This window comes from Lentibacter algarum (genome assembly GCF_040580765.1).
GTDB classification, from domain to species: domain Bacteria; phylum Pseudomonadota; class Alphaproteobacteria; order Rhodobacterales; family Rhodobacteraceae; genus Lentibacter; species Lentibacter algarum.
Window position 1 is genome coordinate 2,116,346 of the sequence record NZ_CP158687.1, and the last position, 19,716, is coordinate 2,136,061.

The following is a 19,716-nucleotide window of genomic DNA, read 5'->3' on the forward strand; positions in this document are numbered from 1 at the left end:
AAAGAGCTGTCTCAAGACTAGCCGCGTTTAATCTTAGCACGGAAACGTGCGAGTATCTCGTCATGGCCAAGATCTGCATTGATCGACAGACGCCGCAACCCGAAATGCACATGCGCCATATCCTGATAATAACTTGTATAGGCATAATTCGTCGCCGCCCCAGCCGCCGCGCCCAAGACAGGCACAGTCTGGGCAGCCAATTTCTGCCCCAGCACCACAGAAAGCCGCGGCGCAATCCGCGCGATCAGCCCGCTCACCGCTGTACCATTGACGAGAAGCCGCGTTGACAGAAAGGCCAGATCGGCTCCGTCATCGTCCTCAAGCGGCCCCGCCACCGCAAACACTGTGATGCAATCGTATTTGACGGCGGCTTCCCGCGTGTCAAAGCCATGCTCTTCCGCAATAGTCTGGATCGCGCGCAAGAGCACCGTTGTCGTCACTGGCAGCTCAGCCAATGCAGAGGGTAGCCCGCCAAACCCGCCTGCCGCGCCCATCGCAGTTGTGAGCGCGCGTGTCATCCAGCTTGGTTCGCCTGCCACAGTCTTACGCGAGCGGCTCGCCGCCTCCAAAGCCAGCTCTAGGGCGCGTGTGGTCTGCGATTCAAGCCCTGCTCTAACAGGTGCTGGCAGCCGCTCCAGCAGGCCGTCGGCCTGCCCACCTGCCGTATTGAGCAAATCAATCACCAGCCCGCCTGCGCCCCTATAGCGCTGCGCCAAAGCGCTCAGCTCCGCCTCAACATCCCCGTCAGGCAGGGGCGCACCCAGAATTTCAATACCATAGCTCATAGATAAGAGATCGGGCACAGGCACAGCTTTTTCAAGCGTCCTTCTGCACTTTCCCCACGATCCCGCTCCAGGCGCCAGCCTCAAGCTCATATCCCAAAACCCGAGCTGGGTTGGTTGGTGGTGGCATTTCAACGCCTGCAAGCGGCGTAAACCCGAAGCGCGCGTAATAGGGGGCATCCCCCACCAGCATCACCCGCGCCCAGCCCGTCTCACCCGCCTTGGCAAGGCTCTGGCGGATCAGCAAACCGCCAACGCCCTCGCCCTGACGTGTCGGGTGAACCGCCACAGGGCCAAGGAGCAAAGCACGAACGCACTGCGCACGCCCCGAGCTCGTCTGCACTGGTTCAATCAGAACGGGCCAATAGCGAATAGCGCCCGCCAGTTCGCCAAACTCGTCACGCGCCACATGGCTCAGTCCCGCCACGGGGGCCACGCCGTCGCGCAAGCGATAAGAGGACAAGCCCTCACGCCCCGGTGCAAAGCACAGGTCATAGAGAGTTTCCACTTCCCAGCCCTCCTCGGGCGTCTCTGGGCTCAGCTTGATCACGCGGTGCAATCTCCTTTGCGCTGGAAACGCCCCTAACACGCCGCTATGCACGGGGCAAATACTGCAAAGGAGCACGCGCAATGTTTTTCCGCCCAGAGGATGGCCACGGCCTGCCGCACAATCCGTTTAATGCCCTGATTGTTCCCCGTCCGATCGCTTGGATTTCGACGCGCGGCAGCGCTGGCGTGGACAATCTCGCGCCCTATTCGTTCTTTTCAGGCGCAGCCTATGAGCCGCCACAGGTCATGTTCGCCTCCACTGGCGTGAAAGAAGACCGCGACGGAACCAAAGACACGCTCGCCAACATCCGCGAAAGCGGCGTCTTCTGTGTGAACCTAGTTGAAGAAGCCGCAACCGACGCGATGAACGCAAGTTCGCAAACCTTGGCCGCAGGTGTTTCTGAATTTGATCACGCAGGGCTGAGCCGCGCCGCATGTGAAACAATTGACTGCGCCCGCCTTGACGGCGCGCCCGCCGCAATGGAATGCAAGCTTGTCGACATTCACAAAAGCCGTGGTGCCGCCAATTATGTAGTGATCGGCGAAGTCACCGGCATACATATGCGTGACGATTGCATTGTCGATGGCAAGTTTGACTCGACCCGCTTTACCCCGCTGGCCCGCATGGGTTACCGCGAGTATACTCTCGTGCGCGAGGTCTTCGAGCTGTCCCGTCCCGACGACTGAGGCCCAAAGGCGATCTGGGCAAGCAGGCAAATACGACACCTTGAAGTCGAAAACCTGCTTGCGCTCAAGCCTGCCCCTGCGATGGTGAAGGCAATATGCGCCTTCTTGTTTCCTTCGCCGCCCTGTTTATGTCAGTGGCGCTCTTGCAGCTCTCAACGGGCGGCGTAGGCCCGCTTGATGCGCTTTCGGGCATTGCGCTCGGGTTCTCGCGCGCCGAAATCGGCCTTTTGGGCTCGGCGCATTTTCTGGGTTTCTTTATTGGCTGCTGGTGGGCCCCCCGTCTCATGGGCTCGGTCGGGCACAGCCGCGCGTTTGCTGCGTTCACAGCTCTCGGTGCAATAGCCCTGCTGGCCCACTATATCCTCATTGGACCGTATGCCTGGGCGGTAATGCGCGTGGCCTCAGGCCTCTGCGTGGCGGGCTGCTACACTGTGATCGAGGCTTGGCTTCAAGCCAAAGTCACCAACGAAACGCGTGGCCGTACGATGGGGGTCTACCGCATCGTCGATATGAGCGGCTCGCTTTTCAGCCAATTGCTGATCGGCTTTCTCGCCCCGGCCCACTACATGTCTTACTCGATCCTTGCGATGCTCTGCTGCGCGGCCCTGCTGCCGCTCACCCTGACCACTGCAACCCAGCCCGAAACCCCAGATGCGCCCCGCCTCCGCCCAATGCTGGCGGTGAGCCGTTCGCCCCTTGCTGCGGTCGGTGTGGTCGTCGCCGCGCTCAGCTCGGCTTCATTTCGCATGGTCGGTCCTGTTTACGGTCAGGAGGTGGGCTTGGAAGTGACCCAAATTGCCACATTCCTTGCAGCATTTGTCCTCGGCGGCGCGCTCGCCCAATACCCCATCGGCTGGCTCGCCGACAAATACGACCGACGCTGGGTGCTGATCTGGCTCTCCCTCGCGGCCATCCTAAGTTGCGCCTCAACAGCCCTGCTGCAAGACCTCACCACAACAGGTATCCTGCTCAACGCAGCCTTCTTCGGCCTCACAACCTTCCCCATCTACTCGGTCGCCGCTGCCCACGCCCATGACTTCGCAACCTCAGAAGAACGTGTTGAGCTCTCCGCCGCCCTCATGTTCTGGTTCGCGACAGGCGCCATCGCCGCGCCCCTCGCAGCCTCCTACCTGATGGAAGCCTTCGGCCCGCCCGCCCTTTTCATCATGATCGCCGTAGGCCACGCAGGCCTCGCCGTCTTCGGCCTCGCCCGCATGCGCTCCCGCTCAAGCCCGACAGAACGCACACCCTATATCTACGCCCCACGCACCTCCTTCACGATCGGCCGGCTCTTGGGCCGCAGCCGCGACAAATCCTGATCTCTTTCCTTTACAGAAATATCCTAAGGGGTGCGGGAGCCCTGCCCCCCTCGGTCGGATTTTGCGAAGCATAATTCGAAACCTATAGAACCCCGCGCCACCTTCAGCTAAACACCGCCCAAAGCGCAAAACAAAGGCTCCCCAGATGGCACGTCACCTCATCACCTCGGCAATCCCCTACATCAACGGGATCAAACATCTGGGCAATCTCGTCGGCTCCCAGCTCCCCGCCGATCTCTACGCCCGCTACCTGCGCCAACGTGGCCATGAGGTGCTCTTCCTCTGCGCCACAGACGAACACGGAACCCCCGCCGAACTCGCCGCCGCAAAGGCTGGCAAGCCGGTCGCGGACTATTGCGCCGAGATGCATGATGTCCAAGCCAAGATCGCCGATGGCTTCGGCCTCAGCTTTGATCACTTCGGCCGTTCCTCCAGCGCCCAAAACCACGCACTCACACAGCACTTCGCAGGCGCTCTCGCCAGCCAAGGCCTGATCAAAGAGGTCAGTGAAACACAGATCTACTCCCAAGCCGATGGCCGCTTTCTGCCAGATCGCTACATCGAAGGCACCTGCCCCAATTGCGGCTTTGAAGATGCGCGCGGCGATCAATGCGACAATTGCACAAAACAGCTCGACCCGACCGACCTGATCAATCCGCGCTCCTCCGTCTCTGGCGCAACCGATCTGGAAGAGCGCGAAACAAAGCACCTCTACCTCAAGCAATCCAACCTGCGAGACGATCTGCAAGCATGGATCAACTCCAAATCTGACTGGCCCGTGCTCACAACCTCCATCGCCAACAAATGGCTCAATGACGGCGACGGCCTGCAAGACCGCGGCATCACCCGCGATCTGGACTGGGGCATTCCCGTCAAAAACGGAACAGAGGACTGGCCCGGCATGGAGGGCAAGGTCTTCTACGTCTGGTTTGATGCGCCAATCGAATACATCGCCTGTGCCCAAGAATGGGTCGATGCAGGTAAAGGCTCTGATTGGGAGCGCTGGTGGCGCACCGACAAAGGCGCCGATGATGTGACCTACACCCAGTTCATGGGCAAGGATAACGTCCCCTTCCACACGCTCTCTTTCCCCGCGACCATTCTGGGCTCGGGCGAGCCGTGGAAGCTCGTCGATTACATCAAAAGCTTCAACTACCTCAATTACGAAGGCGGCCAGTTCTCCACATCGCGTGGCCGTGGCGTCTTCATGGACCAAGCGCTGGAAATTCTGCCAGCTGACGTGTGGCGCTGGTGGCTTTTGTCCCACGCGCCCGAGAGCTCGGATGCTGAGTTCACATGGGAGAACTTCCAAGCCGCCGTCAACAAAGACCTCTCTGATGTCTTGGGCAACTTCGTCTCGCGCGTCACCAAATTCTGCCGCAGTAAGTTTGACGAAACCGTGCCAAGCGCAGGCGAGTATGGCCCTGCCGAGCACGCCCTGATCGCCGATCTCACAAAGCGCATCCGCGCCTATGAGAGCCATATGGAAGCGATGGATGTGCGCAAATCCGCAGCCGAGCTGCGCGCGATCTGGGCCGCTGGCAACGAATATCTGCAAGAGGCCGCGCCGTGGTCGGTCTTTAAAGAAGACCCAGATCGCGCAGCCGCGCAAATCCGCCTCGCGCTCAATCTGATCCGCCTCTATGCCGTGCTCTCCGCGCCCTTTATCCCGACAACCGCTGCCAAGCTCTTTGTTGCGATGAACACGCTCGACACAAGCTGGCCCGATGATGTTGCTGCAGCTCTGGGCAGTCTTGAGGCGGGCCATGAATTCGCTGTGCCTGACAATCTTTTTGCCAAAATCACAGATGAAGAGCGCGCAGACTGGGCGGCAAAGTTCTCGGGTATTCGCACCTAAACACTGCGCAAACCCACCGCACGGCCCATTGTCTAATTTTCTCTTAACGCAGCCCTGCTTTGGGCGGTGCACGCTTTGTGCACGGGTTGTGCACGCTTATCACCCCCCTAGAATCAGCCCATTCTTGCGCCCTTAACCAAGCGGGGCGCAGCTGGAACACTCAGTTAAGACTTGACGTAGCGCCCCCTCTCTATTTAACATGTTAACAAGAAGAGAGGAGCCAGCCGACATGCCGCATTTTTCCATAGAATATTCGGCCAATCTTGAAGCGCTTGTGCACATGCCTGCACTGCTTGAGACGCTCCGCCTCGCAGCGATTGAAACAGGATTGTTTCCACTCGCTGGTATCCGGATCCGCGCCTTTCGAGCCGATCATGTGAGCATCGCCGATGGCAATCCAGACCACGCCTTTCTGGATCTGTCGATCCGCCTGCGCGAAGGCCGCGATCAGACTGCAAAAGAGAGTGCAGTTGCTCATATTTTCAAGGCCTTGGAGGCATTTCTTGCGCCGAGCATGGCAACCCATTCTATCGCATTGTCCATGGAAATGCGTGACATCGACGCGCGCCTGTCTCCCAAAGCTGGCAGCATCCGTGACCACCTGAAGAAAGAGAGCTGACATGAGCGAATTGAGCGCCAATATCACCAAAGCAGAAGCCTATCTCGCCCGTTTCAAAGAGGGTGGCGTGATGAACCATATTGGCGGCAAGTCCGTCCCCGCGCTCTCTGGTGAAACCTTTGAAAACCATTCCCCTGTGGATGAAGAATTCCTCTGTCATGTGGCCAAATCGGGTGCTGCGGATATCGACGCCGCCGCGCGTTCAGCGCACGCGGCCTTCGCTGCATGGCGCGACTTACCTGCCACCAACCGCAAGAAAATACTCCATAAAATAGCCGACGGGATTGAAGCCCGCGCCGAAGAAATCGCTTTTGCCGAGTGTCTCGATACAGGCCAGCCGCTTAGATTTATGTCAAAGGCCGCGCTGCGCGGTGCGGAGAATTTCCGCTTCTTTGCCGACCGTGCGCCTGCTGCCCGTGATGGACAGTCGCTGCCCTCGCCCACACTCATGAACGTAACAACCCGCGTGCCCATCGGCCCTGTTGGCGTGATCACGCCTTGGAATACGCCGTTTATGCTCTCGACATGGAAAATCGCGCCCGCTTTGGCTGCGGGGTGCACTGTTGTCCATAAGCCCGCCGAATTCAGCCCCGTGACGGCCAGCATCCTCTGTGAAATCGCTCATGACGCAGGCTTGCCTGACGGGGTTTGGAACCTCGTGAACGGTTTTGGCGAAGACGCTGGAAAGGCGCTCACCGAGCACAAACTGATCAAAGCCATCGCCTTTGTCGGCGAGAGCAAAACAGGCTCCATGATCATGCGCCAAGGCTCCGAATCGCTAAAGCGCGTGCACTTCGAACTGGGCGGTAAGAATCCGGTCATCGTTTTTGATGATGCCGATCTGGACCGCGCCCTCGACGCCGCCATCTTCATGATCTACTCCCTAAACGGAGAACGCTGCACATCTTCGTCCCGTTTGCTCTTACAAAAGAGCATTGCAGGCGAATTTATTGACAAGCTCGTAGCCCGTGTGAACAGTATTCGCGTCGGCCATCCCCTTGATAGGAATACAGAAATAGGGCCGCTCATCCATCAGACACACTTCGAAAAAGTCTGCTCTTATTTTGATATCGCACAAAAAGACGGCGCCACAATTGCAGCCGGCGGCAAAGCCCCCCAAGGCAAAGGCCATTATGTGCGCCCGACCCTCTTCACAAACGCTACGCCTGATATGCGAATCGCTCAGGAGGAGATTTTCGGCCCCGTTCTGACCACGCTGATATTTGAAACCGAAGGGGAAGCCCTCGAGATCGCCAACGGCGTGGACTACGGCCTCACAGGCTATGTCTGGACCCAAGACATCATCCGCGCCATGCGCTTCACAGACAAGCTAGAAGCTGGCATGATCTGGGTTAACTCAGAGAATGTACGCCACCTCCCCACGCCGTTTGGTGGGGTCAAAGCGTCTGGAATCGGCCGTGATGGCGGGGATTGGAGCTTTGAATTCTACATGGAGCAAAAGCATATCGGCTTTGCCATCGGAGAGCACAGCATTCCTCGCCTTGGCGCTTGATATCATAGACAAATCGGAGACATAGCATGCCCGTTCCCGCCCCTAATCTTTACCCTGATTTCAACACGATACGGCTTTCCCATACTTGCCTCAATGTGAAAGACCTTACAGTTTCCAAGACCTTCTACACTGACATTCTTGGGCTTCAGATCACCGATGAGAGCGACACGCACATCTACCTGCGCGCTATGGAAGAGCGGGGGCATCATTGCATCATCCTACAAAAGTCCGATGAGCCTGGCACCGTTGAAGTCATGGGCTTCAAGACGTTTGACGAGGGTGATCTTGACAGAGCCGAAGCATTCTTCAAATCAAAGGGCCGCCCAACGTCATGGGTTGAGCGCCCCTATCAAGGCCGGACCCTGTTGACCTCTGACAATTTAGGCATCCCGCTCGAATTCTATCACAAAATGGACCGCCTTGCCCCGATCCATCAAAAATACGCGCTCTACCGCGGGGTGAAGCCACTGCGCATTGATCATTTCAACTGCTTCTCACCCGATGTTGACGCCTCTGTTGCATTCTATAGCGAGTTTGGCTTCCGCGTCACGGAATACACCGAGGATGAAGAGAGCAAGAAGCTCTGGGCCGCCTGGATGCACCGCAAAGGAGGCGTGCACGACATGGCCTTCACGAATGGAACTGGGCCACGCATGCACCATGTTGCCTTCTGGGTGCCAACCCCACTCAATATCATTGATCTACTCGATCTAATGGCAACCACAGGCTACGTGAATAACATCGAGCGCGGCCCCGGGCGGCACGGAATTTCCAACGCCTTTTTCCTCTATATCCTTGATCCTGATGGCCACCGAATCGAGATTTATTGCTCGGATTATCAAACGGTTGATCCAGACCTTGAGCCCATAAAATGGGACCTTCAAGACCCCCAACGACAGACCCTATGGGGCGCTGCTGCGCCACGCTGCTGGTTTGAACATGGGACAAAGTTCGTTGGCGCCGAAACTCGCGACAGCCAGATCAAAGCCAGTCCGATTATTGCGCCATAGGGGGAATTCGATGAAATTTGCTACAGTAAATACGGGCAATACGCAGCTCTACGGAGCAGTTTCCGAAGCAGGCTTCACAGCCCTCTCGCCAAGCTTTCCAGATTGGGCGACCATGCGAGATGTCGTGAACGCAGCTGGCCTGCCCTCCCTTGCAAAAGAAGCTCAAGGTCGCGCCGTCACGCACCCCAACGACAGCTTTACCTACGCTATCCCGGTACCGAACCCTGAGAAAATTATCTGCGTCGGCGTCAATTTCCCTGATCGCAACGCCGAGTATAAAGACGGGCAGGATGCCCCGCAGAACATGTCGCTATTCCCGCGCTTTGCGCGCAGCTTTACGGGCCATGATGAAGCGCTCGTACGACCGCCAGAAACGCCGCAGCTGGATTATGAAGGCGAGATCGCCATCATAATCGGAAAGGGCGGCAGGCGCATCTTACAAGCCGATGCCTATGACCATATCGCCGCGCTTAGCCTCTGCAATGAAGGCACATTGCGCGACTGGGTGCGCCACGCCAAGTTCAACGTCACCCAAGGCAAAAACTGGGATAGCTCGGGCGCTATTGGCCCTTGGCTCGTTCCATTTGAGCGGGCAGAGCAACTTGATGACATCCGCCTGACAACCCACGTGAATGGAGAGTTAAGACAAGATGATCGCACCTCTCGGATGCTCTTCCCTATCCGCCGTCAGATTGAATATATTTCAACATTCACCACTCTGGTTCCTGGCGATATCATCATCACGGGAACCCCTACAGGCGCTGGCGCACGGTTTGATCCACCGCGTTTCCTTGTGCCCGGAGACGAGATCATTGTTGCCGCTGAAGGCATCGGTGAGCTTCGCAATACGGTGAGAGACGAATGACACCAGCAGAAATAAAATCCGCAGCTGTTGCACTGTTTGAGGCCGAAAATTCAGGTATTCAAATGGGCTTACTCTCTGTCGCATATCCTACGATTACGATGGACGACGCATACGCCATTCAGGCAGAACTTGTCGCGCAAAAGCAGGCCGAAGGCCTCAATACCATCGGGTGGAAAATCGGCCTCACCTCGCGTGCGATGCAGATGGCACTTAACATCGATATCCCTGACAGCGGTGTTTTGCTTGAGAACATGGTTTTTTCAAACGGTGCGCGCATTCCCCCTGCCCGCTTCATCCAGCCGCGTGTCGAGGCCGAGATTGCCTTTGTAATGAGGGCTCCACTGAAGGGCCGCGTCACGCGCGAAGAGGTCATAGCAGCGACTGAATATGTCACTCCAAGCATCGAAATTCTAGACACCCGCATCCTACGCGCCGATCCGGCGTCTGGCCAGAACCGCAAGATATTTGACACCATTTCAGACAACGCCGCAAACGCGGGCATTGTCCTAGGCCGAGGGCATTTTGACCCCGCAACAGATCTGCGATGGGTCGGAGCGATTGTGTCTGCCAACGGGCAAGTCGAGGAGACAGGGCTTGGCGCAGGTGTGCTCAACGATCCCGTAGAAGGCATTGTTTGGCTGGCGAAGCGTATGGAGATCTATGGCCAAAGCATCAAAGCAGGCCAAGTTATCCTTTCAGGCAGCTTTATTCGCCCGCTTGAATGCCCACCCGATACACTTATCGAAGCTGACTTCGGGCCATGGGGCGTTGTCAGTTGCCACTTTGAATGAACCGTTTGGCAATATCGCCTGACATATAGCTGATGCGCCCGCCTGCGATTGTTGCTGCCAAACGGCGGCTTTCGGCCTCCACAATCACGATATCCGCGCGTTGGCCAATGGCCAGTGCACCCCGATCCTCAAGTCCGAGCAGACGCGCCGGGCCAGAAGAGACCAGCGCCCAAGCACTCGCTAGATCACAAAGGCCCGCCTGTTCGACAAAAAATGCAGCACGCCTGAGGGACGGGTAGTGATAGTCAGACGCCAACGCATCGCAATGGCCCATTGCGATCAAATCAACTGCGCTCACGTTTCCGTTGTGGCTACCGCCACGCACAACATTGGGCGCCCCCAAGATTACACCTGTCCCCAGAATTTTCGCTGCTTCGCCTGCCTCTAGGGTCTCTGGAAACTCGGAGAGTGTCACACCTGCTCGCTGCCAGAACAAACAGTCTTCGTGCGTTTTGTCATCATGACTTCCTAGCTTCACGGCTTGAAGCGCAAGCCGCTCGGCCAGTCCAGCTACAGCGGCAGGGACCAATTCGCTCTCACTATGCATTTTTTTAAGAAGATTATGTAATTTCTCAGGGCTACGGCGGCTCTTGAGGGCCATTCCGTTCAGTCGCCGAGGCACAAGACCTTTCGCAAGCCGCTCGTGCGGGACGTGATCATTGAAAACAACATACTCCACAGCGTATTGTGCAACGAGCGCTTCAAAGCGCGCATAGTCCTCCAGCATATGGGTCTCAAACCGGAGCTGTGCCCGCAAATCAGTTACGACCTCGCCCGCTATGCGGGCCAAAGCCTCAAGGAATTGAGCAGCAAATTCCGCGCTGCGATACCCGCCTTCCCAACTGAAAAATTGCGCCATCACAGCGGTCGTGATCCCGTTGGCCGCAAGCTCAGCTTCAGCCGCTCGCAACCCAGCGCCAAGGTCTTTCATTGCACCACGGCGCATCGCGAGATGACGTTCAAAGCCATCACCGTGAATATCGACCAACCCTGGCAACACCATATAGCCAGCAAGATTGACCTCGCGACCACCCGCTTCACAAATGATGCCATCAGAAAAAGAAAGCGGTTCACGCGCAAGCCCATCGGGACCAAGCACTTCACCCCCAACCAATCTTAATGCCAATTCACTCATCTCTAGGTTCTTCTCCCAAGACCATGTCGAGCATCGTGAGATCATGGTCGAATTTTCCATTGCGTAAAAACTCAAGAACCTGCGCAACAACGATCGGATTGTTCATCAAAAAAGTATGGGTCACGGGCAAAACAATATGATCAGTCATTCCTGTGACTTTGGTTGAGGCAACCGACACCTTACCATCATCTTCGCCTGGTAGGATCACTGAAAAGACTGGGCTAAGTGAACGGCTTCCCGCAATCACTCCCAGCTCAAAATCGACATCCGGCAAATGTGCAGGAATACCATCAGGCCCTGTCCCAAGCTGCTTTCCTGCGGGTCCATTAAACCAGCCAAAAGCATCCCAATCTCCGAACTCATCGACAATTTCTGAGCCTTGGTTGGGTGGTGCGAGCATCACGACACGTCCCAGATTTTGCATGCTATCACCCGCTAGAAAGTATCGCACAAGAATGCCGCCCATCGAGTGAGTAACAAAGTGCACCTTATCCCCGCCACAAGCCTGAATTGTTTCTGGCAGCACCTCAGCGGTCAGGGCCGCGATGGTTTCTTTTGTCGAGGGGTAATTGGGGCGTACAACTTTGTAACCCTGCTCTTCGAGCACTTCTTCCAGCAGGTAAAGCGAGATATCGCTTCGGGCCAGACCATGCAAAAGCACGACGCACTCAGCGCGCGAGAGAGCGGGCAGACAGCAGATTACAAGGGCCAAAAGATATCGCATGGGCCTCAGATAGCCATTCTGCTTCTGTGTTGAAAGAGGCAATGCAACCTCAACACACGTGGTTCAATCAGCTTTGGAGCGGTACAGCGAAAGGACCACGCCGCCCAAGACCATCAGCGCCGCAACCAGAAAGCGCCAAGTCAACTCTTCCCCAATAAAGACGATACCACCCGCCAATGCGATAATAGGAACCGTTAGCTGTGCGACGGCGGCTACGCTTGCAGGCAGTTCAGGCAAGACCCGATACCAAAGAGCATAGCCGAGGCCTGACGTCACAGCCCCCGACAGAACTGCAAGCAAAGCTCCAATAGGGCTCATTCCGTCCCACATGAAAAACGCAGGCAATAGGCCCAGAGGCGTAGCCCAAAGAAAATTGCGCGCAGTGGCTCCCAACGGGTCTGCCGCACCTGCCCCTAAGAGCGAGTAGATACCCCAGCCTAGTGCCGCCCCAAGCATAAGCCCCGCCCCGAGTAAGGGAACGGGCGTCGTGCCACTGGGCCACAACAAGAAGCTCAGACCAGCAAAAGCGAACCCTGCCCCTACCCAGCGCATAGTCGGCACAGATTCGCCTCTCAAGAGCGCGCCTGCAAACATAGTTATCTGAACCCCACCAAAAAGAATAAGAGCACCGAGGCCAGCATCCAGACTGAGGTAGGCAAAGGAAAATCCTATCACATATGCCAGAAGCGAGAGAGGGCCAGCCACATTTGTGAGCCGCCAGTTGGCTTGTCCACGCAATTGCACAATTGCGACCAACATAAGCGCGCCCGAAAGCAAGCGCAGAGCAGCAAAGCTTGCCGCGCCGGCTTCACTTTCAGCCAGCGCCATCCGGTTGAAAATTGAGTTGGCGGCGAAGGCCAACATCGTAATAGACACCAGAATGATCAGCCGCATGCGCTACACTCCTTCGAAGGCTTTGGGGTAGATTAGTTTTGCCTCTGGTATGCCCTCTCCGCCTGCGAGCATGGTGTACGCATTTGGGTATGGCGTCACCAATTGCGCCGCTCGTTCGCGCGAAAAGCCCGCACATTCGTAGAAGTAAGGCTGTCCCAAGACGACAACAGGCTGCCCAGAACCCTCAGCCCATGCCACAAGCTGCCCGATCATCCGCTTGCCATGGTTCTTCCGCTGCCAATCGGGCCTAATCGCCACGGGCGCGAGGCAAAGCCACTCTTTCGGCAGCACCATTCTGGAGAGCGCGTAATATCCTATGAGCTCATCGCCCAGCGGCAAGACCATCTCACCGGCCATCTCTCCAGCTTCTCGAAGCTTTATGACCAGCTCCGCCTCACTTGGTCCCTCAAAAGCTATGCGCAAAAGAGTATCAACTTTTGAAGTTTCATCAGCGCGCATGGGACGCAAGAAGGAGGGGAAGACAGCTGTATTCATGGCGAGAGCCTAACGCATTAGAATGATAAGAAAAGAGGCGCCCCTCTCGGAGCGCCTCTTATTTACTTTAGCATAACCCTACCTACATCTTTGCTTTCGCAAAGTGCAGATAAGGCGGCTGACATTCCTAAAGGAATGTAGCTTACATCATGCCGCCCATGCCGCCCATGTCGGGCATGCCGCCGCCTGCTGCGCCGCCGTCTTTGGCAGGCAGATCAGCAACCATCGCTTCTGTTGTGATCAAAAGACCAGCAACTGAGGCCGCATCTTGCAGAGCTGTACGAACGACTTTCGCAGGGTCGATAACGCCGAACTTGAACATGTCGCCATATTCTTCTGTTTGTGCGTTGAAACCGAACTTGAGGTCGCTGCTTTCGCGGATTTTGCCCGCAACAACCGCACCGTCAACACCAGCGTTTTCGGCGATCTGGCGCAGAGGCGCTTCGATCGCTTTGCGAACGATTGAGATACCAACGTTCTGGTCATTGTTGTCGCCTGTGAGGCCTTCAAGCGTTTTGGCTGCCTGTACGAGAGCAACACCACCACCAACAACGATACCTTCTTGAACAGCCGCACGTGTGGCGTTCAGGGCATCATCGACGCGGTCTTTGCGCTCTTTGACTTCAACTTCGGTCATGCCGCCAACGCGGATAACCGCAACGCCGCCTGCGAGTTTGGCAACACGCTCTTGGAGTTTTTCACGGTCGTAGTCAGACGTTGTTTCTTCGATCTGCGTGCGGATCTGAGCAACACGTGCTTCAATCTCAGCTTTCTCGCCAGCGCCATCAACGATTGTTGTTTCGTCTTTGGTGATGGAAATTTTCTTGGCCGTGCCGAGCATGTCCATTGTGACAGACTCGAGCTTCATGCCGAGATCTTCAGAGATCACTTGACCGCCTGTAAGGATCGCGATGTCTTGCAGCATTGCTTTGCGGCGATCGCCGAACCCAGGTGCTTTAACTGCTGCAATTTTCAGACCGCCACGAAGTTTGTTGACAACGAGTGTCGCAAGCGCTTCGCCTTCAACGTCTTCTGCGATGATGAGAAGTGGCTTTTGTGACTGGATCACTTGCTCAAGCAGTGGAACCATTGCTTGCAGTGAAGACAGCTTTTTCTCGTGAAGGAGAATGAGGCAGTCTTCGAGTTCTGCAACCATTTTGTCTGGGTTTGTCACGAAGTAAGGTGACAGGTAACCGCGGTCAAACTGCATACCTTCGACAACAACAGTTTCTGTTTCCAGACCCTTGTTCTCTTCGACAGTGATCACGCCTTCGTTGCCAACTTTTTGCATCGCATCTGCGATTTGCTGGCCGATTTCACGCTCGCCATTGGCCGAGATCGTGCCAACTTGGGCAACTTCATCTGTGCCTGTTACGTCACGTGCAGCCGCTTTGATCGCTTCAACAACTTTGCTTGTTGCAAGGTCGATACCGCGCTTCAGGTCCATCGGGTTCATGCCAGCGGCAACTGATTTCATGCCTTCTTTGACAATGGCTTGCGCCAGAACTGTCGCAGTTGTTGTACCGTCACCAGCTTCATCATTGGTGCGTGAGGCCACTTCTTTGACCATCTGTGCGCCCATGTTTTCGAACTTGTCTTCAAGCTCGATCTCTTTGGCTACAGAAACACCGTCTTTTGTGATGCGTGGTGCGCCGAACGATTTGTCCAGAACAACGTTGCGGCCTTTCGGGCCGAGAGTAACTTTAACCGCGTCGGCAAGGATGTTCACACCTTTGAGCATCCGGTTGCGGGCGTCGGTTCCAAACTTTACGTCTTTAGCTGACATAGTTTGCTCCTAAATTGAATTTCGGGGGGACAGTTAGGCAATAATGCCCATGATGTCAGATTCTTTCATGATCAGAAGCTCTTCGCCATTGATCGTGACTTCTGTGCCGGACCATTTGCCGAACATCACGCGGTCGCCTGCTTTGACGTCCATAGCAACGCGGTTGCCGCCTTCGTCGCGTGCGCCTGCACCAACGGAAACAACTTCGCCCTCAGCAGGCTTTTCTTTTGCGCTTTCGGGAATGATCAGGCCGCCAGCTGTTTTTTCTTCGCCTTCTACGCGGCGAACGACAACGCGGTCGTGAAGCGGTGTAAATGCCATCTCTCGAGGCTCCTTACGCTTGAGTTTCAATTCAGACCCGTTCAATCGGGTATTAGCACTCACTACTTGCGAGTGCCAACGCGGCATAGCTAAGGTCGCTGGAGAGGTGAGTCAAGGAAAGCCTCGATGAATTTTTTATAACACGCCCCCCTGCTGTGCCAGCTTGCGCCCAAAAGAGACAAAGCATAGCCTCTGATCAAGATTTGCGAGGCGTCCAATGCAACTACAAGCCAATGGTATCACTCTGGAAGTTGAGGATCGAGGCGAGGTTCAAAACCCCGCACTCATACTTATTCGCGGCCTCGGCACACAACTCGTCCATTGGCCGGACAACCTAATCAGTGGCTTTGTTGCGGCAAGTTTTCGAACAATCGTTTTTGACAATCGCGATGTTGGCCTCTCTCAGCGGTTTGATGACGCGGGCGTGCCCTCAGATGCTGAAGCCATTATCGCCGCGGCCATTCGGGGCGATCAATTTCGAAGCGCTTACGCCCTTACCGATATGGCCAACGATGTTATCGGAATCATGGATGCCCTCAATATCGAGCGCGCCCATATCTTTGGTATATCGATGGGAGGAGCAATCGCGCAGCTTCTCGCCCTCAATCATGCCGACCGCCTCCTGACAGACACAATAATCATGAGCACCTGCCGCCCGCTCGTTGAGCGCGGAGCCGTTGCCGAACTCTTGCCAAAACTTGTTGCCCGTGACGATGCCTCCCTGACAGCCGCTCAAGATGCTCTGGTCGCCGAATATGGGCTCTGGGGCAGCCCAGGCTTCCCTGCTGAAGAAAGTTACATCAGAACGCAGGCGGCAAGCGCCTATTTGCGTGGTGGGCCAAAGGCGGCCGGCATCAATCGCCAGCTCCTTGCAACGATGGATGCACCAGACAGACGGCCAGCACTAAAAGCGCTGACCCTGCCTTGCTGTGTGATACATGGCTTGGATGACACCTTGCTTCCCCACGCGCTCGGCGCCGAGATTGCAGCGCATATCCCGACTAACACATATCATCCGATCAAAGGCATGGGTCATATTATAACCCCATTGCTTGCCCCTGAAATCGTTCGAATCGTATCAGAGTTTGTACGCAAAACAGTCTGAGCAGGCTTAGCCCTCAGAGATCAATTGCAGGCGTCGCCAGCAACAGAGTCGCATGTATTTGCATAGCCGCCGTAGAGGTTCTGGTATGAGGCTTCGCTCATCTGGACCTGAACAAGGTTTTCGCCGGCGTTGCGAGAACCGCAGGCAGACAGGCTTGCGATCATGGCGAGGGCAGCAGCGGAAAGAAAAATAGATTTACTGGTCATTGGGGCAGCTCCAAAAAATATACTGATTTAAACTTTACGCATGTCGCGCAAAATCACAAGCGCAAGATAGTGTTAACAGTTAAGGGCCTTTCGGCCCGCGGTACTCAGAGCGTAAACGCCCTTCCCTTGCTTTTCAAACCAACCGTAGTGATTTGATCTCATCATTGCCGTCGCGCGTGCAATTCCTGTTGCATCTTTGACATCGCGCCCCCGGCTGGGGCCATTCTCGGCCAAGTGGCGTGCGCATTTCTCGGCATCTTGCCTATAAGCTGTGACTATTGTCATCCTCGCCATACCACCTTCGTTCGGATCGCCCTCACGCGCCTCAAACTCTCGCATCAGTGCTGCCGCCTTCGGTTTTGACTTTCGGGGCTGAAATGCAGCGGGATCACTATGTGCTTGAACTGCGCCCGTCTCAAAATCGACCGACAACACCCCAACACCGAGCCGCTTGCAAAGCCCCACGTTTGCTTTGAACGCTTTCCAGCTCGCGCGCCCCTTCCAGCGGGGCACCGCCACATAGACACTATCGCTGATCCGTTGGCGCGCCACAGCCTGATGCATTAGCTGAAGAGAAAACCCTGTCTTGAGTTCGACAATCAGGGGAGCCTCTGCACCACGTCGGGCGACAACGTCGGCCGCGCCCACCTCACCCTTTACCTCATAGCCAAGCGCCACAAGATAGGCCTTCACAGGCGCATATAGCTCTGTTTCTTTTATCTTCTTCATCAGAGGCAATTTGCCCCGCGCGACACCTCGTGACAAGCCCACACCAGCAGCTTATAAGGCCCGCAAATTAGCGTAATCTCAGGAGCAGTTCCGATGACAACCCTTGTACTGGGCCATAAATCACCCGACACCGACAGCACAGGCTCACCTATTCTTTGGGCTTGGTATCTCAACGAAGTCAAAGGCCAAAGCGCCGAGGCCGTGCTTTTGGGAGAACCAAATACAGAGGCCGCTTTCTTGCTTGCAAAATGGGACCTTCCAAAACCACGTATCATCAGCGATCTGGACGAAAACCAACCTTGTGTCATCGTCGATACGAACAACCCAGCTGAGCTGCCCGCAGGTGTGAACGGTGCCGATGTCCAAGCGATCATTGATCACCACAAGCTCGTTGGTGGCCTTGAAACAAAAGGGCCGATCGAGATCACAATTCGCCCACTCGCGTGCACAGCTACGATAATGATCGACCTGATGGGCGATGACGCGGCCAAGATGCCTGACTGGGCCAAAGGCACAGCGCTCACTTGTATTCTCAGCGATACGCTTGAGTTCCGCTCGCCCACAACCACGCCGCATGACAAAGCCGTGGCAGAGCAGCTTGCCAGCGATCTGGGGATCGACATTCCTACCTATGCTGCTGAAATGTTTGCCGCAAAGTCTGATGTATCTGCCTTCTCTGATGCTGAACTTTTGCGCATGGACAGCAAAGAGTACGAAGTCGCAGGTACAAAGTTCCGTGTCTCCGTACTCGAAACCACTGCGCCAGATACGGTTCTCAGCCGTAAAGCCAGCCTGATGGCGGCCATGCCGACAGTTGCGTCTGAGGACGGTGTTGAGCAAGTTCTGCTCTTCGTTGTGGACATCCTCAATGAAGAAGCCACACTGCTGGTCCCAAATGATCTGGTCAAAACAGTGGCCGAGAAAAGCTTTGGCGCGACTGTATCAGGCGATAGCGTAGTGCTTCCCGGGATCATGAGCCGTAAGAAACAGATTATCCCAAGCCTGGCGCTCTAAGCCTATTCAAAGGAGCGCCCAAAGCGGCGCTCCTTGTCTTTATGTTTGTGCTCATCAAATACGCACTTTTGATAAATCTTGTTTCACTCGCAGCTTTCGGCTGGGACAAATCCAGCGCACGCTTGGGTCATATGAGACTGCGTGAACTTAGCCTCCTGCGATTGGGCCTTCTCGGCGGATGGTTTGGGCTCAAGCTGGGACAGCGGCTTTTCATCCACAAGAAAGCCCCGCATCCCTTTCATACAAAGCTCAACCGCACGATCTGGTTCAATCTTTTGAGCCTCATCATTGCAGGTGTGCTTTATGAAGTGACGACATAGCTTCTAAGTCTTTCAGAACGGCCTAGCTCTCGTCACAGCCTGCTCCCCCTTTTAATGTCTCCATCCCCCTGACATAACGGGGCCAAATCCCAAAGGAGCCACCTCATGACTCGGATCATTCCCGCCCTCAGCGAAATTTCCGCGCAGTATGATGCACTTTTTGTCGATCTCTGGGGCTGCGTTCATGATGGTGTGACAGCCTACCCTGAGGCTATCGCCGCGCTACAAGCATACCGCAAGTCAGGCGGTATTGTGATCCTCGTAACAAACTCGCCCAAGCCCCGCGAAGGCGTTGCTGCACAGCTTGGCCAATTCGGTGTGCCTGCAGATGCCTATGACAGTATTGCCAGTTCAGGCGATTCGGCGCGTTCAGCTATGTTCCGCGGCATGGTCGGTGAAAAAGTCTATTTTATGGGCGAGTGGACACGTGATTCTGGCTTCTTTGACCCAATCGAAATCATCAATGACCCCGCCCATATCACTCGCGTACCGCTTCAAGAGGCGGAGGGCATCGTCTGCTGTGGCCCATTTGATCCGATGGCAGATCCTGCAGTGAACCGTGCTGACTTTCTTTATGCCAAACAAAAAGGGATGAAACTCCTTTGCGCCAATCCAGACATCGTCGTTGATCGTGGCGAAGTCCGTGAATGGTGTGCCGGTGCGCTGGCAGCACTCTACACCGAAATGGGCGGTGAGAGTCTTTATTTTGGAAAGCCACACCCACCAATCTACGATCTCGCACGCCGCCGCCTAAATGCTTTGGCTAACAAGGTGGACAGCTCACGAATACTCGCCATCGGGGATGGGATTCACACAGATATTCAAGGAGCGCAGGGCGAAGATATCGATTCTTTGTTTATCACTGGCGGCTTGGCCGCGTCAGAAACCAAAACGAAAGATCAACCAGACGCAGATGCGCTAGAAGCCTTCGTTACAAAGCAAATGATCACCCCGACTTTTGCGATTGGCCGTCTCCGGTAAGCCTCATTTACAT

The 19,716-nt window shown here is 55.7% G+C and carries 22 protein-coding genes; 12 read left to right on the forward strand and 10 right to left on the reverse strand.

The annotated features are described in order from the left end of the window. Positions 1-17: 17 nt before the first annotated feature. The gene (locus tag DSM117340_RS10385; protein WP_177170647.1) at positions 18-785 is read right to left on the reverse strand and encodes an EcsC family protein; all 768 of its coding nucleotides are present in this window, start codon (positions 783-785) and stop codon (positions 18-20) included. A 31-nt stretch (positions 786-816) separates the two neighbouring features. Then, complete coding sequence (locus tag DSM117340_RS10390) at positions 817-1,332, reverse strand: N-acetyltransferase (RefSeq protein ID WP_089889437.1); 516 nt, start codon at positions 1,330-1,332, stop codon at positions 817-819. Between the two features lie 80 nt (positions 1,333-1,412). On the opposite strand from DSM117340_RS10390, the gene DSM117340_RS10395 reads away from it, so the two are divergent. The 8 genes from DSM117340_RS10395 to hpaH all read left to right on the forward strand — a co-directional run bounded on the left by DSM117340_RS10395 (position 1,413) and on the right by hpaH (position 9,993). Continuing rightward, entirely contained in the window at positions 1,413-2,018 is a 606-nt protein-coding gene (locus DSM117340_RS10395) for a flavin reductase family protein (RefSeq protein ID WP_089889433.1), read from the forward strand. Between the two features lie 95 nt (positions 2,019-2,113). Beyond that, positions 2,114-3,337 (forward strand): MFS transporter, encoded by a 1,224-nt coding sequence (locus DSM117340_RS10400; protein ID WP_089889431.1) that lies wholly within the window; start codon positions 2,114-2,116, stop codon positions 3,335-3,337. A gap of 145 nt (positions 3,338-3,482) precedes the next feature. Then, the gene (metG, locus tag DSM117340_RS10405) at positions 3,483-5,195 is read left to right on the forward strand and encodes a methionine--tRNA ligase (RefSeq protein WP_089889428.1); all 1,713 of its coding nucleotides are present in this window, start codon (positions 3,483-3,485) and stop codon (positions 5,193-5,195) included. A gap of 229 nt (positions 5,196-5,424) precedes the next feature. After that, the gene (locus DSM117340_RS10410; RefSeq protein ID WP_089889425.1) at positions 5,425-5,814 is read left to right on the forward strand and encodes a 5-carboxymethyl-2-hydroxymuconate Delta-isomerase; all 390 of its coding nucleotides are present in this window, start codon (positions 5,425-5,427) and stop codon (positions 5,812-5,814) included. 1 nt (position 5,815) lies between these two features. After that, on the forward strand, positions 5,816-7,327 hold the full coding sequence (gene hpaE, locus DSM117340_RS10415) for a 5-carboxymethyl-2-hydroxymuconate semialdehyde dehydrogenase (protein ID WP_089889422.1): 1,512 nt from the start codon (positions 5,816-5,818) through the stop codon (positions 7,325-7,327). 26 nt (positions 7,328-7,353) lie between these two features. After that, complete coding sequence (hpaD, locus tag DSM117340_RS10420) at positions 7,354-8,337, forward strand: 3,4-dihydroxyphenylacetate 2,3-dioxygenase (RefSeq protein WP_354689586.1); 984 nt, start codon at positions 7,354-7,356, stop codon at positions 8,335-8,337. A 10-nt stretch (positions 8,338-8,347) separates the two neighbouring features. Then, on the forward strand, positions 8,348-9,202 hold the full coding sequence (locus DSM117340_RS10425) for a fumarylacetoacetate hydrolase family protein (protein ID WP_089889416.1): 855 nt from the start codon (positions 8,348-8,350) through the stop codon (positions 9,200-9,202). Continuing rightward, positions 9,199-9,993 (forward strand): 2-oxo-hept-4-ene-1,7-dioate hydratase, encoded by a 795-nt coding sequence (hpaH, locus tag DSM117340_RS10430; RefSeq protein ID WP_089889413.1) that lies wholly within the window; start codon positions 9,199-9,201, stop codon positions 9,991-9,993. Before DSM117340_RS10425 ends, hpaH begins: the two co-directional genes overlap by 4 nt. On the opposite strand, the gene DSM117340_RS10435 is transcribed toward hpaH, so the two are convergent. The 6 genes from DSM117340_RS10435 to DSM117340_RS10460 form a co-directional block, all read right to left on the reverse strand. Further along, positions 9,974-11,128 carry an alpha-D-ribose 1-methylphosphonate 5-triphosphate diphosphatase gene (locus DSM117340_RS10435; RefSeq protein WP_089889410.1) on the reverse strand — a complete coding sequence of 385 codons (1,155 nt, stop codon included), beginning with the start codon at positions 11,126-11,128 and terminating at the stop codon, positions 9,974-9,976. The genes hpaH and DSM117340_RS10435 overlap by 20 nt on opposite strands. Further along, entirely contained in the window at positions 11,121-11,852 is a 732-nt protein-coding gene (locus DSM117340_RS10440) for an alpha/beta fold hydrolase (protein ID WP_089889407.1), read from the reverse strand. Before DSM117340_RS10440 ends, DSM117340_RS10435 begins: the two co-directional genes overlap by 8 nt. A gap of 63 nt (positions 11,853-11,915) precedes the next feature. Continuing rightward, complete coding sequence (locus DSM117340_RS10445) at positions 11,916-12,746, reverse strand: DMT family transporter (protein ID WP_089889405.1); 831 nt, start codon at positions 12,744-12,746, stop codon at positions 11,916-11,918. Positions 12,747-12,749: 3 nt separating this feature from the next. Continuing rightward, positions 12,750-13,241, reverse strand: coding sequence for an N-acetyltransferase (locus tag DSM117340_RS10450; protein ID WP_245724391.1), 492 nt, complete (start codon positions 13,239-13,241; stop codon positions 12,750-12,752). A 142-nt stretch (positions 13,242-13,383) separates the two neighbouring features. Beyond that, a complete protein-coding gene (groL, locus tag DSM117340_RS10455; RefSeq protein ID WP_089889402.1) occupies positions 13,384-15,027 on the reverse strand; it encodes a chaperonin GroEL in 1,644 nt (547 codons plus the stop codon). Between the two features lie 33 nt (positions 15,028-15,060). Then, entirely contained in the window at positions 15,061-15,348 is a 288-nt protein-coding gene (locus tag DSM117340_RS10460) for a co-chaperone GroES (RefSeq protein WP_089889399.1), read from the reverse strand. A 217-nt stretch (positions 15,349-15,565) separates the two neighbouring features. Here DSM117340_RS10460 and DSM117340_RS10465 point away from each other — a divergent pair, with 217 nt between their 5' ends. Continuing rightward, positions 15,566-16,453, forward strand: a complete 888-nt coding sequence (locus DSM117340_RS10465) for an alpha/beta hydrolase (protein ID WP_089889396.1) — start codon at positions 15,566-15,568, stop codon at positions 16,451-16,453. A gap of 20 nt (positions 16,454-16,473) precedes the next feature. Here DSM117340_RS10465 and DSM117340_RS10470 read toward each other — a convergent pair whose 3' ends face one another. Together DSM117340_RS10470 and DSM117340_RS10475 are read right to left on the reverse strand one after the other, a co-directional pair. Next, positions 16,474-16,659 (reverse strand): hypothetical protein, encoded by a 186-nt coding sequence (locus DSM117340_RS10470; RefSeq protein ID WP_089889392.1) that lies wholly within the window; start codon positions 16,657-16,659, stop codon positions 16,474-16,476. 72 nt (positions 16,660-16,731) lie between these two features. Further along, positions 16,732-17,388, reverse strand: a complete 657-nt coding sequence (locus tag DSM117340_RS10475; protein WP_177170646.1) for a DUF2161 family putative PD-(D/E)XK-type phosphodiesterase — start codon at positions 17,386-17,388, stop codon at positions 16,732-16,734. 93 nt (positions 17,389-17,481) lie between these two features. On the opposite strand from DSM117340_RS10475, the gene DSM117340_RS10480 reads away from it, so the two are divergent. The 3 genes from DSM117340_RS10480 (at position 17,482) to DSM117340_RS10490 (ending at position 19,703) form a co-directional block, all read left to right on the forward strand. Continuing rightward, the gene (locus tag DSM117340_RS10480) at positions 17,482-18,402 is read left to right on the forward strand and encodes a manganese-dependent inorganic pyrophosphatase (RefSeq protein ID WP_089889389.1); all 921 of its coding nucleotides are present in this window, start codon (positions 17,482-17,484) and stop codon (positions 18,400-18,402) included. A gap of 41 nt (positions 18,403-18,443) precedes the next feature. Next, on the forward strand, positions 18,444-18,722 hold the full coding sequence (locus tag DSM117340_RS10485; protein WP_089889386.1) for a DUF1294 domain-containing protein: 279 nt from the start codon (positions 18,444-18,446) through the stop codon (positions 18,720-18,722). Positions 18,723-18,827: 105 nt separating this feature from the next. Next, the gene (locus DSM117340_RS10490; RefSeq protein WP_089889383.1) at positions 18,828-19,703 is read left to right on the forward strand and encodes a TIGR01459 family HAD-type hydrolase; all 876 of its coding nucleotides are present in this window, start codon (positions 18,828-18,830) and stop codon (positions 19,701-19,703) included. Positions 19,704-19,716: the final 13 nt, after the last annotated feature.

Excerpts from the sequence above, each read along its gene's own strand:
- DSM117340_RS10385 (WP_177170647.1), bottom strand. The coding sequence starts at position 785 with ATGAGCTATGGTATTGAAATTCTGGGTGCGCCCCTGCCTGACGGGGAT.
- DSM117340_RS10395 (WP_089889433.1), top strand. The coding sequence starts at position 1,413 with ATGTTTTTCCGCCCAGAGGATGGCCACGGCCTGCCGCACAATCCGTTT.
- DSM117340_RS10400 (WP_089889431.1), top strand. The coding sequence starts at position 2,114 with ATGCGCCTTCTTGTTTCCTTCGCCGCCCTGTTTATGTCAGTGGCGCTC.
- metG (WP_089889428.1), top strand. The coding sequence starts at position 3,483 with ATGGCACGTCACCTCATCACCTCGGCAATCCCCTACATCAACGGGATC.
- DSM117340_RS10410 (WP_089889425.1), top strand. The coding sequence starts at position 5,425 with ATGCCGCATTTTTCCATAGAATATTCGGCCAATCTTGAAGCGCTTGTG.
- hpaE (WP_089889422.1), top strand. The coding sequence starts at position 5,816 with ATGAGCGAATTGAGCGCCAATATCACCAAAGCAGAAGCCTATCTCGCC.
- hpaD (WP_354689586.1), top strand. The coding sequence starts at position 7,354 with ATGCCCGTTCCCGCCCCTAATCTTTACCCTGATTTCAACACGATACGG.
- DSM117340_RS10425 (WP_089889416.1), top strand. The coding sequence starts at position 8,348 with ATGAAATTTGCTACAGTAAATACGGGCAATACGCAGCTCTACGGAGCA.
- hpaH (WP_089889413.1), top strand. The coding sequence starts at position 9,199 with ATGACACCAGCAGAAATAAAATCCGCAGCTGTTGCACTGTTTGAGGCC.
- DSM117340_RS10435 (WP_089889410.1), bottom strand. The coding sequence starts at position 11,128 with ATGAGTGAATTGGCATTAAGATTGGTTGGGGGTGAAGTGCTTGGTCCC.
- DSM117340_RS10440 (WP_089889407.1), bottom strand. The coding sequence starts at position 11,852 with ATGCGATATCTTTTGGCCCTTGTAATCTGCTGTCTGCCCGCTCTCTCG.
- DSM117340_RS10445 (WP_089889405.1), bottom strand. The coding sequence starts at position 12,746 with ATGCGGCTGATCATTCTGGTGTCTATTACGATGTTGGCCTTCGCCGCC.
- DSM117340_RS10450 (WP_245724391.1), bottom strand. The coding sequence starts at position 13,241 with ATGAATACAGCTGTCTTCCCCTCCTTCTTGCGTCCCATGCGCGCTGAT.
- groL (WP_089889402.1), bottom strand. The coding sequence starts at position 15,027 with ATGTCAGCTAAAGACGTAAAGTTTGGAACCGACGCCCGCAACCGGATG.
- DSM117340_RS10460 (WP_089889399.1), bottom strand. The coding sequence starts at position 15,348 with ATGGCATTTACACCGCTTCACGACCGCGTTGTCGTTCGCCGCGTAGAA.
- DSM117340_RS10465 (WP_089889396.1), top strand. The coding sequence starts at position 15,566 with ATGCAACTACAAGCCAATGGTATCACTCTGGAAGTTGAGGATCGAGGC.
- DSM117340_RS10470 (WP_089889392.1), bottom strand. The coding sequence starts at position 16,659 with ATGACCAGTAAATCTATTTTTCTTTCCGCTGCTGCCCTCGCCATGATC.
- DSM117340_RS10475 (WP_177170646.1), bottom strand. The coding sequence starts at position 17,388 with ATGAAGAAGATAAAAGAAACAGAGCTATATGCGCCTGTGAAGGCCTAT.
- DSM117340_RS10480 (WP_089889389.1), top strand. The coding sequence starts at position 17,482 with ATGACAACCCTTGTACTGGGCCATAAATCACCCGACACCGACAGCACA.
- DSM117340_RS10485 (WP_089889386.1), top strand. The coding sequence starts at position 18,444 with ATGTTTGTGCTCATCAAATACGCACTTTTGATAAATCTTGTTTCACTC.
- DSM117340_RS10490 (WP_089889383.1), top strand. The coding sequence starts at position 18,828 with ATGACTCGGATCATTCCCGCCCTCAGCGAAATTTCCGCGCAGTATGAT.